This is a genomic window from Flavobacteriaceae bacterium HL-DH10 (assembly GCA_031826515.1).
In the GTDB taxonomy this organism is placed as follows: Bacteria; Bacteroidota; Bacteroidia; order Flavobacteriales; family Flavobacteriaceae; genus Thalassobellus; species Thalassobellus suaedae.
This window is the reverse complement of record CP134536.1, coordinates 911,133-925,700: the sequence shown is the minus strand read 5'-3', so window position 1 is coordinate 925,700 and position 14,568 is coordinate 911,133. Positions and strand designations below refer to the sequence as shown.

Here is a 14,568-nt window from a genome sequence, read left to right as displayed (position 1 = left end):
TTTGTCTATTTTTAGAATTATTTATTTACCAATCATCATGCCTTTTAGAGACCATAGTATTGAAAGCACATCTTTTTTAGAGTCTTCATCAATATTATTTTTATCTAAAGCCATAACAATATCATCCATCACATGCATGTATTCTGCATGACTAATATTCATGCCAGTATGAGCAGTTACCATATCTTTTCCTTTATAATCGTTTGGTCCACCACTACCAGCACTAAAAAAATCAACTGTATGACTTTTTATAATAGCTAATTGTTCTGGTTTTTCTTTAAAAGGCATGAACCTTGCGTTTACGGCAGGATTGTTCATGTGGTTTTCAACGGTATCATCAACAATCTTAGAAATACCATTTCTACCACCTAATCGTTCAAAAAGTGTTTTATTCATAATGTAATTGTGTTAGTTATTAATCAAATCTATGCATAGTAAAATAAAAGTACTTCTATATTTAATTCAAAAAAGTAGAGTTTTGAACCATTTATGATTTTATCAAAATATATATTATCCTATATGTTGCTGAATATATTTTGAGGGTAGAATGCCATATTTTTCAAGGAAGCATTTTGAGAAATATGCTGCACTATTAAAACCTGTCTCAAAAGCAATTTCAGAAATATTGCCATATTGTTTATGTAATAAATTTAGAGCTTTGTGTAATCTGAATTCTTTCAAAAAACTATTTGGTGATAGTCCTGTTAGATTAGTTAGTTTTCTATAAAGTTGCGATTTGCTTAAGCCTAAAGCTTTACTAAAATCATTTACATTAAAGTTCGGTTTGTTCCATATTTGTTCTACAAAATCAATGAGTTGATTTAAAAATTTTTCTTCGTTAGGCTTCAGTGTTCTAATCATTTTATCATCAATAGAAGCATTCATGTTTTCGCTTTCGTATAATAATTTTACTTCAGTAGTAATTACTAGTTGCTCTTTAATAAAATCACACATACGTGTTGCTAGTGTGATAGTTTCTTCAAAAATATTATCCTTATTAGTTATTGGTACGCCAGAACTTAAAGCAATATTTAGTCTGCGTGTAGAAGGGTCTAAATTTGGTGTAACGTATTTGAATTGGAACTGAATTTTTAAAGCACACAAAACGGCATCTGTTACAGATTTAAATGATACCAAATATGAGTTGTTATCTTTTTTTACAATGCGACCCGTAAACTTTTTTAATGTTTTAGATACATTATTATGAAATTTTTGAGTAAATAAGGTATATTGATTCGATTCAAGGCGATTTAGATAATTACTAGTTTCTATGATCATTAAAACTCTAAAAGCAGGGTCGTTTATAATATTTAGTTTTGTGTTTTTAGCTTTTTCAGGATCTTTTATTCTGCCTAAAAACGATTCAACTATGGTGTCTTCTACCTCAATTATTTTTAAGGGAACCTCACCATGTGCTTTTTCGTGTAAATTTTTAAGAGCTTGTTTGTTTGGAGCTTCTATTAAACAGAAAGCTGTTTGTCTTTTTTCGTCACACCAATAAGTTAAACCACGACAATTATATTCATGTTCAATTTTTAAATCAGCTTGATGCATCTCAGCAACATGTTCTGCCGTTATGCCTTCAGGTAATTCATGGAGATCTAAATATATTGGCATAGTTTTTATTTTTATACAAATTAGTGATTTTTAATGGGTTATGCAAGTTGTGAAAAGGTCTTTAAATAGACGTTATTAAACCATAGATAAAAGTAGAATGATTCCGGTGAGTTTTTTATCTTTAAACACAAATAAGAATTAATGATGAGTAAAAACATTATAATTACAGGAACAAGTAGAGGTATAGGTTTTGAGTTGGTTCAACTTTTTTCAAAAGCAGGACATCATGTTTTAGCACTTTCGCGCAATGAAGAGCCTATACAAAAACTAAAACTAGATAATGTTACTACATTTCCGTTTGATTTAGCCAATGTTAATAACTATACTAAAGTTGAAGAGTTTATAAAGGAAAATTGGAAGCAAGTAGATGTTTTAATAAATAATGCAGGTATGTTGGTTAATAAACCTTTTGCTGAAATTACTATGGAAGATTTTGATGCTGTTTATAAAACCAATGTTTTTGGAGTTGCCGAATTAACTCGAATTGCTTTGCCTTTTATGAAAGATGGAAGTCATGTAGTAACTATAAGCTCTATGGGAGGCGTGCAAGGCAGTATGAAATTTCCAGGTTTAGCAGCATACAGTTCTAGTAAAGCAGCAGTAATCACTTTAACAGAATTACTAGCTGAAGAATATAAAGAGTCTGGTGTTTCATTTAATGTTTTAGCATTAGGAGCTGTGCAAACTGAAATGTTAGAAGAGGCTTTTCCTGGCTATCAAGCACCAACTACAGCTTTAGAAATGGCACAATATATTTTCGATTTTTCACTTAGTGGAAATAAATATTATAATGGGAAATTATTGCAGGTTTCCAATTCGACGCCTTAAATTTATTTTGTTGAATAATAAAGTTGTGTATTAATAGAAGCAATTTAATATAAAAAAGCAGAAGATTTTAACTTAAAGTCTCCTGCTTTTTTTGAACTTAAAAATAGAAATAGAGTCTTATCAAGACTACTTTTTAATAATTAAAGTATTTTTGTTTTAATGAAAAGCAAGCTTCAAGATTTTATCTCACCTAAAGCAATGCCTCAAGTTTTAAAACTTTTAGGGCATGATAACCTATTAGTTAAAATTAAAAAAGAGCGTAAAACACGACATGGCGATTATATGCGATTGCCAAATGGTAAGCATCAAATAACTATAAATTCAAACTTAAATGAGTATAAGTTTTTAATAACACTGATACATGAGATTGCTCATTTTGAAGCTTATAATACTTATGGAAAGCTTATAAAGCCACATGGTATTGAATGGAAACGGACATTTCAGCATTTAATGTTACCTTTTTTAAATCCTGATATTTTTCCAAACGAATTACTTCCGCTTTTAGCTAAACACTTCAAAAATCCAAAAGCATCAAGCGATACAGATGTTAATTTAGCTTTATCATTAAAAAAGTTTGATAAACCCAATAATAAAACATATATTTTTGAAGTACCCGTAGGAAGCAATTTTAAACTATATAATGGGAGAATTTTTCAGATGGGTAGAAAACGGGTTAAAAGATTTGAATGTATTGAGATACAGACAGGAAGATTGTATCTTTTTAATCCTAATGCAGAAGTAGAATTATTAAAAAAACACTATGAATAAAAATTATTATGCCATATTAATGGCAGGAGGAGTAGGATCGAGGTTTTGGCCAGTAAGTACACAAGATTTTCCAAAACAATTTCATGACATGTTGGGAACTGGCGATACATTAATTCAGAAAACCTTTCAAAGGCTCACACATTTAATTCCAAAAGAAAACATATATATATTAACCAACGAGCGCTACAACGATTTGGTTTTAGAACAACTACCTGAAGTAACGCAAAAGCAAGTAGTTTTAGAACCTGCAATGCGAAATACAGCACCATGCATTTTATATGCCTCATTAAAAATTCAAAAAGAAAATCCAGATGCGGTTATGATAGTTGCACCAAGTGATCATTGGATTGAGGATGAAGCTACATTTTCAGAAAATGTTGAACAAGCATTTGAATTTTGTTCTAAAAATGATGCTTTAATGACATTGGGTATCCAACCAACATTTCCAAATACAGGATATGGATATATTGAATTTGATAAAATTTCAAATGATACAATAAAGGCGGTAAATCAGTTTAGAGAAAAGCCAGATTACGAAACCGCAAAAGATTTTATTGCACAAGGTAATTTTTTATGGAATGCAGGTATTTTTATGTGGAGTGTAAAAAGTGTGGTAGCGGCATTTAAGAATAATCAACCCAAATTATATCAACATTTTGAAGCTGGAATTTCAGCATACAATACAGAATTTGAAGAAGATTTTATAAAAGAGAATTACCCGAAAGCAGAAAACATATCTGTAGATTATGCCATTATGGAGAAATCTAAAAATGTATTTGTTATTGCTGCTGAATTTGATTGGAACGATTTAGGAACATGGGGAAGTTTATATGATAAATTAAACAAAGATATTAATCAGAATGCTGTTGTTAATGCAAGAACTTTAGTTGAAGATGCCTCGGGTAATATGATACGTACTAAAAACGATAAGATTGTAGTTGTTGATGGCTTAAAGGATTATATTATTGTAGATAAGGATGAGGTGTTGTTAATCTATCCTAAGACAAAAGAACAAGACATAAAAAAAGTACTTCAAAAAGTTAAGGGAAAGTTTGGAGAGCAGTATGGTTAAGTCGAAATAAATCGCATAAAATATTTTAGGTGAACTTATCTTAAATTAATTTATATTAGTGTTTTAGAGGCAATAATCATTATTATGGAAGAAAATAAGTTTAATTTTTCTGAAGAAGAAAAAAAGAATTTTCTGTTGAGCAGTCAAAAGAAGATATCAAAAAGGATGCTCAAGGGTTATTAGAGAAGATTAAAAAATTTCTAAAAGAATTATTAGACTTTAGAGAAGATACAGATAGGGATGCTACTGTAGAAGCAATAAAGAAAGATATTCCTTTTAAAGGCGCTACGGCTTGGATTTTGGTGTGTTCTATTTTTGTGGCATCTATTGGTTTAAATGCTAATTCTACTGCTGTTGTTATTGGAGCCATGTTAATTTCGCCACTTATGGGACCTATTCTTGGTATTGGACTTTCTATAGCCATTAATGATGTTGATACGTTAAGAAGATCATTAATTAATCTAGGAACCATGATTGTTCTTAGTTTACTCACAGCTTTTTTATTCTTTTATTTGTTTCCGCTAAGTGAAGATACTTCAGAGCTTTTAGGTCGTGTAAAACCAGATATCCGAGATGTTTTAATTGCTTTTTTTGGTGGTTTAGCATTAATTATAGCGCGAACCAAAAAAGGGACTATCGCATCCGTTATTTTTGGAGTAGCTATTGCAACGGCTTTAATGCCACCTTTATGTACAGCAGGTTATGGATTGGCAAAAGGAAATTGGCAATATTTTGGTGGAGCTATGTATTTGTTTACCATCAATACAATTTTTATAGCGCTGGCAACCTTTGTTGTTTTAAAAGTATTGCGGTTTCCGATGCTTAAATACGTTAATTCTGCTAAGCGGAAGCGTATAGGTAGAATTGCTTCTTTGGTAGCGATTGTGGTTATGGTTCCCGCAGTATGGACTTTTATAAACGTTTTACAGGAGAGTAATTTTACTAGAGATGCCAAGGCATTTGTGAATAATGAACTAACCGTTTTGCCACATTATGAATACATTAAAAAGAATGCTATTTATAATTACTCAGATAATAAAACACACGCCATTGAATTAAATACGTTTGGGTTAGATGAAATCCCAGAGTCAACAATTGAAGTTATTAAAAAGAGAATGAGTAATTATAACGCATTGTCTAATACTAAATTGGTGTTAAATCAAAATAAGTCTAAAAATTTAGACAATTTTAAATATATGGAAGAACTCAGAACTAGAGATTCTTTAGATTTATTATCTCAAACACAAAAAATAGCATTTTTAGAAAAAAAAGTTTCAAAATTATCAAAATTAGAAAAGAATTATATTCCTTTTGAAGAACTAACTAAAGAAGTGAAAATTAATTACGAAACCATAGAACAGTTCTCTTATGCTAATGTTGTAAATTCTAATTTTACTAAAATAGATACGATAAGTGTTTTTTCTGTAAAATGGGTTGATTCTTTAGCTAAAGAAGATTTTAGAAAAAAGGATAAAGAAAAGCTAGAAAAGTGGTTAAAGTTAAAACTTAATTTAGATACTTTAGTTGTTAAGAGATTGAATTAAAGTGTTTTTTATGTGAAAGAAGTAAATGTTTATACCTCAGCTTCAACTACTGCTTTTCTTCAATATACATTTGTCGTACTTTTTTAAATAATTCAGAAGAATAAACAAAATCTGTAACTGCTTTATTGTCAGTTTTAAAAATGGTTTGATTGGATCCTTCCCAAGCTTTTAATCCATCTTTTAAAAAAACAATTTTTTCACCAATCTCCATTACGGAATTCATATCGTGAGAGTTGATTACTGTAATAATTTGATATTCGTCTGTAATTTCCTGAATTAAATTATCAATAACAATAGCCGTTTTTGGATCTAACCCAGAGTTAGGCTCATCGCAAAATAAGTATTTCGGATTATTAACAATGGCTCTTGCTATAGCAACACGTTTTTGCATACCACCAGAAGCTTCACTTGGCATTTTATTATGTGCGTTTTCTAGATGTACACGGTTTAAAACAAAGTCTACACGGTCTTGCATTTCACTTTTGCTCATCTTAGTAAACATCTGTAATGGAAACATCACATTTTCAGCTATTGTCATAGAATCAAATAAAGCACTGCCTTGAAATACCATGCCTATTTTTGCACGAAGATTCCGTTTGTCATCTTCCGTTAAATTAGAGAAAATTTTCCCGTCGTAAGATATAGAGCCTTCTTCGTATTCAAATAAACCAAGCAAGCATTTTAGAAAAACAGTTTTTCCAGAACCACTTTGACCTATAATTAAATTGGTCTTTCCCTTTTCAAATGAGGTACTTATTCCTTTTAAAACTTCAACGCCATCAAAGGATTTATGTAAATTTTTTACCTCTATCATTAGCTTAGCATCATTTGAGTTAGTAAATAATTTATAAGAATTATTACAACACTTGTCCAAACAAAAGAGGTTGTACTCGCTTTACCAACTTCAAGAGCACCACCTTTCATGTAAAACCCATGAAAAGAAGGGATTGTTGCCAAAACAAAAGCGAATACAGTCGTTTTAATAAAAGCATATGTAACATGAAAAGGATCAAAGTCCAATTGAATTCCAGTTATATAATCGTCAAGTGAGCTAAAACCTCCGTAAACACTAGCTACCAGACCACCAAAAATCCCTAAAAACATAGCTATAGAAATTACAAAAGGGTATAATAACATGGATATAAATTTTGGAAAAACGAGATAGTTTAAAGAATTAATTCCCATAACTTCTAGGGCGTCAATTTGTTCTGTAACTCGCATAGTGCCTATGCTGGAAGTTATAAAAGAGCCTACTTTTCCTGCCATAATGATAGAAATAAATGTGGGACCGAATTCTAGAACTATAGATTGCCTTGTTGCGAAACCAACCAAACTCTTCGGGATTAAAGGGTTGCTTATATTTAATGCTGTTTGAATTGCTACAACCCCACCAACAAAAAATGATATAAAAGCAACGATGCCTATAGAGCCAATAATTAAATCGTCTATATCTTTGAAAACCAATTTTTTCATAACACTCCACTTGGTGGGTTTACGAAACATCTCGATAATCATTAAAAAATAAGACCCAATATTATGAAGGTATGTCATAGTAAAATTTAATAGTGCTAAAGTAAAAAAAAAGTTGGAGGTATTTAACTTTAATTTTAAATTATGATGTTTTTAATTCTGTATTTTTGATTTTCATAAGAAAACGATTATGTCAAAAAAAATAGAAATAATTTTATTGCTTTTAATATTCAGTCTGTCCTCAATGGCTCAAGTTACATCAGGTGAGTTAGAGTCATTAAATGATGAAAAAAATAACACTAAACTTGTAGTTGGAATTGTTGTTGACCAAATGCGTTACGACTATTTAACACGTTTTTATACTAAGTATGGAAATGGTGGTTTTAAGCGTATGATACAAGAAGGGTTTAATTGTAAAAACAATCATTTTAATTATGCGCCAACTAAAACAGGTCCTGGGCATACTTCAATTTTTACAGGAACAACACCAAAATATCATGGGGTTATAGCAAACGATTGGTATGATAAAGAACAAAAAAAGATGGTTTATTGCACAGGAGATGCTTCAGTTAAAGCTGTCGGAACAGATTCTGAATCAGAGCGTATGTCTCCACACAGAATGAAAACTACAACATTTGCTGACGAAAACAGATTGTTTACACAAATGAAAGGTAAAACTATTGGTATTTCTATAAAGGATAGAGGCGCTATTTTACCTGCTGGTCATACTGCAAATGCGGCATATTGGTTTAGAGGGAAAAACGAAGGGCATTTTGTTTCAAGTACTTATTATCTTGAGAGTTTACCAAAATGGGTGACAGATTTTAATAAGTCAGATGTTGCAGAGTCGTATTTGAAACCATGGAATACCTTATACGATCAATCTATTTATATAGAAAGTGGAAGCGATTTAAATAATTTTGAAGGTACGTTTAAAGGAAAAGAAAAAGCAACATTTCCTTATGATTTAAAATCTCTAAAAGATAATAATGGAGGTTTTGATATTTTAAAATCAACTCCTTATGGAAATAGTATTGTTGCAGATTTTGCTATTGCTGCAATAGATGGTGAACAGTTAGGGCAAGATGCTATAACAGATGTGTTAACGGTAAGCTTTTCTTCTACAGATTATGTTGGGCATAAATTTGGAGTGAATTCTAAAGAAATTGAAGATACTTATATTCGTTTAGATAAAGATTTAGAGCGTTTGTTTAATGCCTTAGATGAAAAAATAGGGAAAGGAGAATATACCATATTTTTAACAGCAGATCATGCAGCAGTAAATGTACCTGCATATTTGCAAAGTGTAAAAATACCAGCTGGTTATATTGATACTAAGGAACAAAAATCGAAGTTAAATGTGTTTATGAATACTAAATATGGTGTAACAAATTTGATTGAAAATATTAGTAACACCCAAATATTTTTAAATAGAGAAAAAATAAAAGAATTAAATCTAGATTTAGACGATGTACAAGAAGATATTGTTAATGAAATAATTAATTACGATCATATAGATAAAGTGTATACAGCTACAACAATGAGTTCAGCGTCATTTAACACAGGCATTGAAGCTTTATTACAAAACGGATTTAATCAAAAACGTTCTGGAGATGTTATTTTTGTTTATGACCCAGCATTTATTTCTTATAGTAAAACAGGGTCAACGCATGGCTCTGGTTTAAATTACGACACTCATGTGCCGCTTTTATTTTTCGGAAAAGGTATTAAACACGGTGAGACTTTTAAGAAAACTAATATCACAGATATTGCTCCAACAATTTCAGCTTATTTAGGAATAAGTTTTCCAAACGGAACCACAGGACAACCTTTAGAATTTGTTTTGGAATAGTTTGAACAAAAGAACTTTATACTCAGTTATAGCTGCCTTAATTCTTTTAGGGGTTTATAGTTATGAGTATTTTTTAAATGAAGAAAAGCAAGCTGAAATTGTTAAAGATGGTAAGCATGTAAAAAATAATACCAACGAATATTTTTTACCAACGAGTACAACAGGACAAATTGTACATCATGAAGGGTATTCGTTATCATATAGTGAGTCCCATGAACAGGCAGAATGGGTAGCATACGAACTAAAAAAATCACATTTATCTAATGCCAATTTTAAGCGTCCGTATTTTGAAATTGATAAAGCTGTAAAAACAGGGGCGGCCGATTGGAGAAATTATAAAAAATCTGGTTACGACCGTGGGCATTTATGTCCTGCTGGAGATAGACGTTATAGTCAGTTTGCTCACGATGAAACTTTTTTAACAAGTAATATTAGTCCGCAAGACCATCAATTTAACGCTGGTATTTGGAATAGCTTAGAACAAAAAACGCGCTATTGGGCTAGTAAATATGATGGTGTTTTTGTTGTGACGGGAGGTGTATTAAAAGGGAATATGAAAACTATTGGAGACGAGCATGTTTCTGTTCCAAATCAGTTTTATAAAGTGTTAATTGATAATAACACAGGGAAAACAAAAATGATAGCCTTCTTACTGCCTCATAAAGATTCTAATAAACCTTTATATGAATTCGTAGTATCTGTAGATACCATTGAAAAACTAACCGGAATTGATTTTTTTTCTGAGTTAGATGATGCTATTGAAAATGAATTAGAAGCTTCAAGTCGTTATAAAGATTGGAGTTTTTAATTCATTTTTATTGAGACTAAATAATACGACTTCAGCTAAATGGGTGTTTTGATAACGGAAGTTTAGCAAAAGGGTGAAAATCATCAGTAAGAGGTGCAATAGGCGCATGTCTTAATTCATGAGCTAATTTAAGCGATTTTAAAGTTTTAGATATTCCAAAACCATTTTTAGAAAGAATGTGTTTGTAAGATTCTGTGTGTAAATCAGTAAAACCTGCACTAAACTCTAGTTCTTGTTTATCTATTGTAATCGTTCTAAACGTTCGTTGTCCACTTTCTGAAATTTCTTGAGGTAAAGTATCTGAATTAATAGATAAAAACCATCTAACATTGGCGTTTTTTAAATGTAATACTCCAGAAGCTCTATCATGTTCCATAACATGAACTATGCTTTTTTCTACATCACCAAAAATCCAAATGAGCATATCGAAAAAATGAATTCCTATATTGGAACAAATACCACCAGATTTTTCAATAGCACTTTTCCATGAAGCATAATACCAATTTCCTCTTGAAGTGATATAAGTTAAGTCAATATCATAAATCTTATCACTTGGTTCATTTTTAATTCTTTCTTTCAGCGCAATTATAGAAGGGTGTAGTCTTAATTGTAAAATAGTATTAATTTTATTTGAATAATTTTCTTCTAAAACTATTAGTTTTTCTGCATTCCATGGATTTAATACCAGTGGCTTTTCACATATAGCATCTGCACCATTTCTTAATGCAAAACGTACATGGGCATCATGTAAATAATTAGGTGTGCAAATTGATACATAATCGATAGCTTGCTGTTTTTCTATGCGTAATTTTTCTAAATGACGATCAAAACGCTCAAATTCGGTGAAAAAATGAGCCTGAGGAAAGAAAGAATCTATAATACCTACGCTATCATTGGGGTCGTAAGCAGCAAGAAGTTGGTTGTTAGTTTCCTTTATAGCTTTTAAGTGTCGTGGGGCTATAAAACCAGCAGCTCCCATTAAGGCAAATTTTTTCAATTTTATTCAGGAATTAAAGTATTGTTGTCTATTCTATATTTTTCACCACTTTCTTTACAAGTGGCCTCATTGTTACTATTAAAAGTTAGCCTATGACCATATTTGCTAACCCATCCTATTTGTTTTCCAGGATTACCTACAATTAACGCATAGGCAGGTACAGGTTTTGTTATTACAGTACCAGCACCTATCATGGCATAAGTTCCAATACGATTTCCACATATAATAGTGGCATTGGCACCAATAGTCGCACCTTTTTCTACATAAGTTTCTAAAAACTCTTTTTTACGAACAATAAAACTTCTAGGGTTAATAACGTTTGTAAATACCATTGAAGGACCTAGGAAAACATCATCTTCACATATTACGCCACTGTAAACAGATACATTATTTTGAATTTTAACCCGATTGCCAATAATAACGTTAGGTGAAATAACTACATTTTGTCCAATATTGCAAGATTCTCCAATCTTTGAATCGCTCATTATGTGAGAGAAATGCCATATTTTGGTATGCATACCTATTTCAGAATTAGAATCAATTACTGCTGTTGGATGGGAATAAAATAAATTTTTTGTATTCAAAACAGCTAGGTTATATTAAGTTGTAATTAAGTGAAATAATGCGGCGTATAAAAATAAGGAACTTTTATGAAAGTTTTCAGATTCCCATGAAACAAAAAAATGCTTATTTGTATATTTCAATAAAATTGCAATCCGCTTTTTCTTTATAAAGTTTAAGCAATTCTTTCTTTCCTTTTGCTCCCAATGTTTTTCTTAATTCGGGATTTTCTATTAATTTAGTAAGGTTTTCGTCAAACTCTTCAAAATTATCATATAGTAATCCGCAACCAGAATTTTCGATAAGTTCTTGTTGTGCTTTACATTTAGTTGCTAATATTGGTATTTCTCCATACATATATTGGAATAGTTTATTTGCAATTCCTGAGTCATGTTGAGCATTTACCTGAAATGGCGCTAATCCAATACTTATTTTTTTTAAATAGGCAGGAAGATATTTTACATCACTCCATGGAATGTAAGTTAGATTGTTTTTTAATACAGGGTGATTGATGTAACTGTTAAATAGCCTTTTATCAGCTTTATCTATCGGTCCAATAATAAGGGTGTGGAATTTTTTTCCTTTTTCTAATAACTGGATAAGCCAAGGAAGAATATCAATTATGCCTCTACGTTTGGCAACAACACCAAAATAAAAAACTGTGGGATGAATGGATTCAAATGCTACAGGAAAATCATTTTTTTTAAAGCTTTCAAAACTTTCAAAATCTGGCATATTCGGATGAACAGAAATTGGTGTCGCTTTTAAAAAGGTAAATCTTTGTAATAAATTATCTTTAAAATAGTTACTTAAGACAATAAGGTTGTTAGCATATTTTAGATATTCACCTTCTTTTTTATACCATTTTTTTGGTTGAACGATGTGTTTTCTCCAACCTTTTGTAGCCCACTCGTATGAGTTTATTGCTGCGGGGTAATTTTCATGTAAATCTAGAGTAAGAGGTATAGAAAATGGAGATGCTAAAATACCTTTTTTAGCAGCCTTTGCTAGATATAAATCATGAACATGTAAAGCATCTAACTTATTTTTTATGATAAATGATGTAATGTGTTGTTTCCATAAAAATTCATAAAACACAAAGTTGGTACTAAGCAAAACTAAAGCATCTTTAATTTTTTTATGAATAGGAATTCTGGTAACTTCTATATCATTATAGGTTTTGTATGCATTGCCAAAGTCGAAGCATAAAAGGAAGATTGAATGCCCTTCAGATAATAATACACGTATTTCTTTTTGAACCCTATGGTCGTTATCAAATTCATTATCAAGTACTACTCCGATATTCATTTTATTAAGCTAATGATGTTTTTTTGATTTATGATTGAAAAAAGAAAACAATCATTTACTTATAATAAAATTAAACTCTTTCGGCATAGACTATATAATATCTTGGAGTAAACCATCGTAAAATAGGTCTGAAGCCTATTTTTTTTGTTGGATTTGTCCATTTTTTTCGGTCTATAATTTTCCACCCCGCTTTTTCTAAAAGCCAATCGAACTGCCAGTCCTCAAATTCATGAAAATGTCTGTCCCATAAATCGGTTTTACTTCTATAGGCTGAAGAAAACCATAACCTTAAAGGTATGCTTGCAACTAGTTTGTTGGCCTTTATGTCTTTTAAAACAGTAAAAGGAGATATAAGGTGTTCTAGAATTTCAAAGGCTGTAACGACATCTGCATTAGAATTTGTTATTGTTGAAGTGTCCATATCTAAATCTTCACCTTTTGTGTTTTTAACAGAATAGCCATGTTGTTGCATCACATTTGTTAAAGCATTTTCTATTCCTAAATCTAATATAGATTCAGAATTAGAAACATTACTTTTTAAAAATTCTATAGTGTGTTTAAAACGTTTACTTGGATAGTTTTTTTTGTACATAATTATTGTTTGTAGACAATAGCATTTATATTCATACCAGCACCAACACTTGCAAAAATAATAACATCACCTTTATTTATTTCTTGGTTTTCAAGAGCGCCTTTTAATATCATATTGTATAGCGTTGGTATAGTTGCTACACTAGAATTTCCTAATTTACCAATGCTCATTGGCATAATACCTTCAGGCATTTCAAGATTATATAATTCATAAAAGCGCTTTACAATAGCTTCGTCCATCTTTTCATTGGCTTGATGAATGAGTATTTTCTTAACATCTTTAATGTCAATACCACTTTTGTCAAGAGCAGACTTCATGGCAAGCGGTACATTGGTTAAAGCAAATTCATAAATTTTTCTGCCGTACATTTTTATGTATCTACGGTCTTCATTAGTTTCTTGCTTATAGGTTTCTCCAAAGTATATAAAGTGTGCTTCATCAAAGGCATAAGTAGCCGTATTATGAGTGATTATACCACCTTCATCATTTGTAGATTCTAATACCACAGCACCAGCACCATCACTATAAATCATAGAATCTCTATCGTGTGGATCAATCATACGAGATAAGGTTTCGGCACCTATAACAAGACATTTTTTAGCAATCCCTGATTTTATAAAAGCATTTGCTTGAATTGTAGCTTCTACCCAACCTGGGCAACCAAAAAGGATATCATATGCTACACATTTTGGATTTTTAATGCGTAAAAGATGTTTTACTCTAGAAGCTATGCTAGGCACGGTATCACTTTGAATACTATCGTGTCTTATATCGCCATAGTTGTGAGCTACAATAATATAATCTAAATCTTCACGATTAATTTTAGCATCCTCAATCGCTTTTTCGGCAGCAAAAGAGGCTATATCTGATGTGTTTAAATGTTTTTTTGCATAACGCCTTTCTTCAATGCCCGTTATAGCCTTAAATTTCTTTACGATTACCTCGTTGGGAGCGTTAATTGTTGAGCCATCGCTATTTAAAAACTCATTATTGAAAAACTCTTCATTCTTCTCTATATTGGCAGGTATATAGCTTCCTGTGCCAGTAATTTTGATATTCATATTGTAGAAAAATTGCCTTTAAATTAAAGTAACAGCAAGATAATTACTTTATAATTAAAGGCATGATATTTTCGAATTATTTTACGATGT

At 31.0% G+C, this 14,568-nt stretch carries 15 protein-coding genes; 6 read left to right on the top strand and 9 right to left on the bottom strand.

The window, feature by feature from the left end; translation table 11 throughout:
- Positions 1-21: 21 nt before the first annotated feature.
- Both RHP49_04120 and RHP49_04115 read right to left on the bottom strand, forming a co-directional pair.
- The gene (locus tag RHP49_04120; GenBank protein WNH13447.1) at positions 22-396 is read right to left on the bottom strand and encodes a group 1 truncated hemoglobin; all 375 of its coding nucleotides are present in this window, start codon (positions 394-396) and stop codon (positions 22-24) included.
- A 114-nt stretch (positions 397-510) separates the two neighbouring features.
- Positions 511-1,617, bottom strand: a complete 1,107-nt coding sequence (locus RHP49_04115) for a DUF4242 domain-containing protein (protein WNH13446.1) — start codon at positions 1,615-1,617, stop codon at positions 511-513.
- Positions 1,618-1,758: 141 nt separating this feature from the next.
- On the opposite strand from RHP49_04115, the gene RHP49_04110 reads away from it, so the two are divergent.
- From RHP49_04110 to RHP49_04095, 4 genes are all read left to right on the top strand, one after another.
- Positions 1,759-2,445, top strand: coding sequence for an SDR family oxidoreductase (locus RHP49_04110; GenBank protein ID WNH13445.1), 687 nt, complete (start codon positions 1,759-1,761; stop codon positions 2,443-2,445).
- Positions 2,446-2,604: 159 nt separating this feature from the next.
- A complete protein-coding gene (locus tag RHP49_04105; protein ID WNH13444.1) occupies positions 2,605-3,213 on the top strand; it encodes a sprT domain-containing protein in 609 nt (202 codons plus the stop codon).
- The gene (locus tag RHP49_04100) at positions 3,206-4,285 is read left to right on the top strand and encodes a mannose-1-phosphate guanylyltransferase (GenBank protein WNH13443.1); all 1,080 of its coding nucleotides are present in this window, start codon (positions 3,206-3,208) and stop codon (positions 4,283-4,285) included. Before RHP49_04105 ends, RHP49_04100 begins: the two co-directional genes overlap by 8 nt.
- A 317-nt stretch (positions 4,286-4,602) precedes the next feature.
- Positions 4,603-5,829 (top strand): DUF389 domain-containing protein, encoded by a 1,227-nt coding sequence (locus tag RHP49_04095; protein WNH13442.1) that lies wholly within the window; start codon positions 4,603-4,605, stop codon positions 5,827-5,829.
- A 46-nt stretch (positions 5,830-5,875) separates the two neighbouring features.
- Here the strand turns inward: RHP49_04095 and RHP49_04090 are convergent, their stop codons facing one another.
- Positions 5,876-6,643, bottom strand: coding sequence for an ATP-binding cassette domain-containing protein (locus RHP49_04090; GenBank protein WNH13441.1), 768 nt, complete (start codon positions 6,641-6,643; stop codon positions 5,876-5,878).
- On the bottom strand, positions 6,643-7,380 hold the full coding sequence (locus RHP49_04085; protein ID WNH13440.1) for an ABC transporter permease: 738 nt from the start codon (positions 7,378-7,380) through the stop codon (positions 6,643-6,645). Before RHP49_04085 ends, RHP49_04090 begins: the two co-directional genes overlap by 1 nt.
- 109 nt (positions 7,381-7,489) lie before the next feature.
- Between RHP49_04085 and RHP49_04080 the strand changes: the two genes are divergently transcribed.
- The gene (locus RHP49_04080; GenBank protein WNH13439.1) at positions 7,490-9,151 is read left to right on the top strand and encodes an alkaline phosphatase family protein; all 1,662 of its coding nucleotides are present in this window, start codon (positions 7,490-7,492) and stop codon (positions 9,149-9,151) included.
- 1 nt (position 9,152) lies between these two features.
- Positions 9,153-9,959: a DNA/RNA non-specific endonuclease gene (locus RHP49_04075; protein ID WNH13438.1), complete on the top strand. Its 807-nt coding sequence runs from the start codon at positions 9,153-9,155 to the stop codon at positions 9,957-9,959.
- Positions 9,960-9,990: 31 nt separating this feature from the next.
- On the opposite strand, the gene RHP49_04070 is transcribed toward RHP49_04075, so the two are convergent.
- From RHP49_04070 to RHP49_04050, 5 genes are all read right to left on the bottom strand, one after another.
- A complete protein-coding gene (locus RHP49_04070) occupies positions 9,991-10,956 on the bottom strand; it encodes a Gfo/Idh/MocA family oxidoreductase (protein WNH13437.1) in 966 nt (321 codons plus the stop codon).
- Positions 10,957-10,958: 2 nt separating this feature from the next.
- Entirely contained in the window at positions 10,959-11,474 is a 516-nt protein-coding gene (locus RHP49_04065) for an acyltransferase (GenBank protein ID WNH14374.1), read from the bottom strand.
- A 169-nt stretch (positions 11,475-11,643) separates the two neighbouring features.
- On the bottom strand, positions 11,644-12,825 hold the full coding sequence (locus RHP49_04060; GenBank protein ID WNH13436.1) for a glycosyltransferase family 4 protein: 1,182 nt from the start codon (positions 12,823-12,825) through the stop codon (positions 11,644-11,646).
- Between the two features lie 70 nt (positions 12,826-12,895).
- Positions 12,896-13,417, bottom strand: a complete 522-nt coding sequence (locus tag RHP49_04055) for a methyltransferase (protein ID WNH13435.1) — start codon at positions 13,415-13,417, stop codon at positions 12,896-12,898.
- Positions 13,418-13,419: 2 nt separating this feature from the next.
- A complete protein-coding gene (locus RHP49_04050) occupies positions 13,420-14,478 on the bottom strand; it encodes a ketoacyl-ACP synthase III (GenBank protein WNH13434.1) in 1,059 nt (352 codons plus the stop codon).
- Positions 14,479-14,568 lie beyond the last annotated feature (90 nt).

Coding starts and splice junctions, on each gene's coding strand:
- RHP49_04065 (WNH14374.1), bottom strand. CDS start 11,474: ATGCATACCAAAATATGGCATTTCTCTCACATAATGAGCGATTCAAAG.
- RHP49_04120 (WNH13447.1), bottom strand. CDS start 396: ATGAATAAAACACTTTTTGAACGATTAGGTGGTAGAAATGGTATTTCT.
- RHP49_04085 (WNH13440.1), bottom strand. CDS start 7,380: ATGACATACCTTCATAATATTGGGTCTTATTTTTTAATGATTATCGAG.
- RHP49_04090 (WNH13441.1), bottom strand. CDS start 6,643: ATGATAGAGGTAAAAAATTTACATAAATCCTTTGATGGCGTTGAAGTT.
- RHP49_04050 (WNH13434.1), bottom strand. CDS start 14,478: ATGAATATCAAAATTACTGGCACAGGAAGCTATATACCTGCCAATATA.
- RHP49_04060 (WNH13436.1), bottom strand. CDS start 12,825: ATGAATATCGGAGTAGTACTTGATAATGAATTTGATAACGACCATAGG.
- RHP49_04105 (WNH13444.1), top strand. CDS start 2,605: ATGAAAAGCAAGCTTCAAGATTTTATCTCACCTAAAGCAATGCCTCAA.
- RHP49_04115 (WNH13446.1), bottom strand. CDS start 1,617: ATGCCAATATATTTAGATCTCCATGAATTACCTGAAGGCATAACGGCA.
- RHP49_04110 (WNH13445.1), top strand. CDS start 1,759: ATGATGAGTAAAAACATTATAATTACAGGAACAAGTAGAGGTATAGGT.
- RHP49_04080 (WNH13439.1), top strand. CDS start 7,490: ATGTCAAAAAAAATAGAAATAATTTTATTGCTTTTAATATTCAGTCTG.
- RHP49_04055 (WNH13435.1), bottom strand. CDS start 13,417: ATGTACAAAAAAAACTATCCAAGTAAACGTTTTAAACACACTATAGAA.
- RHP49_04100 (WNH13443.1), top strand. CDS start 3,206: ATGAATAAAAATTATTATGCCATATTAATGGCAGGAGGAGTAGGATCG.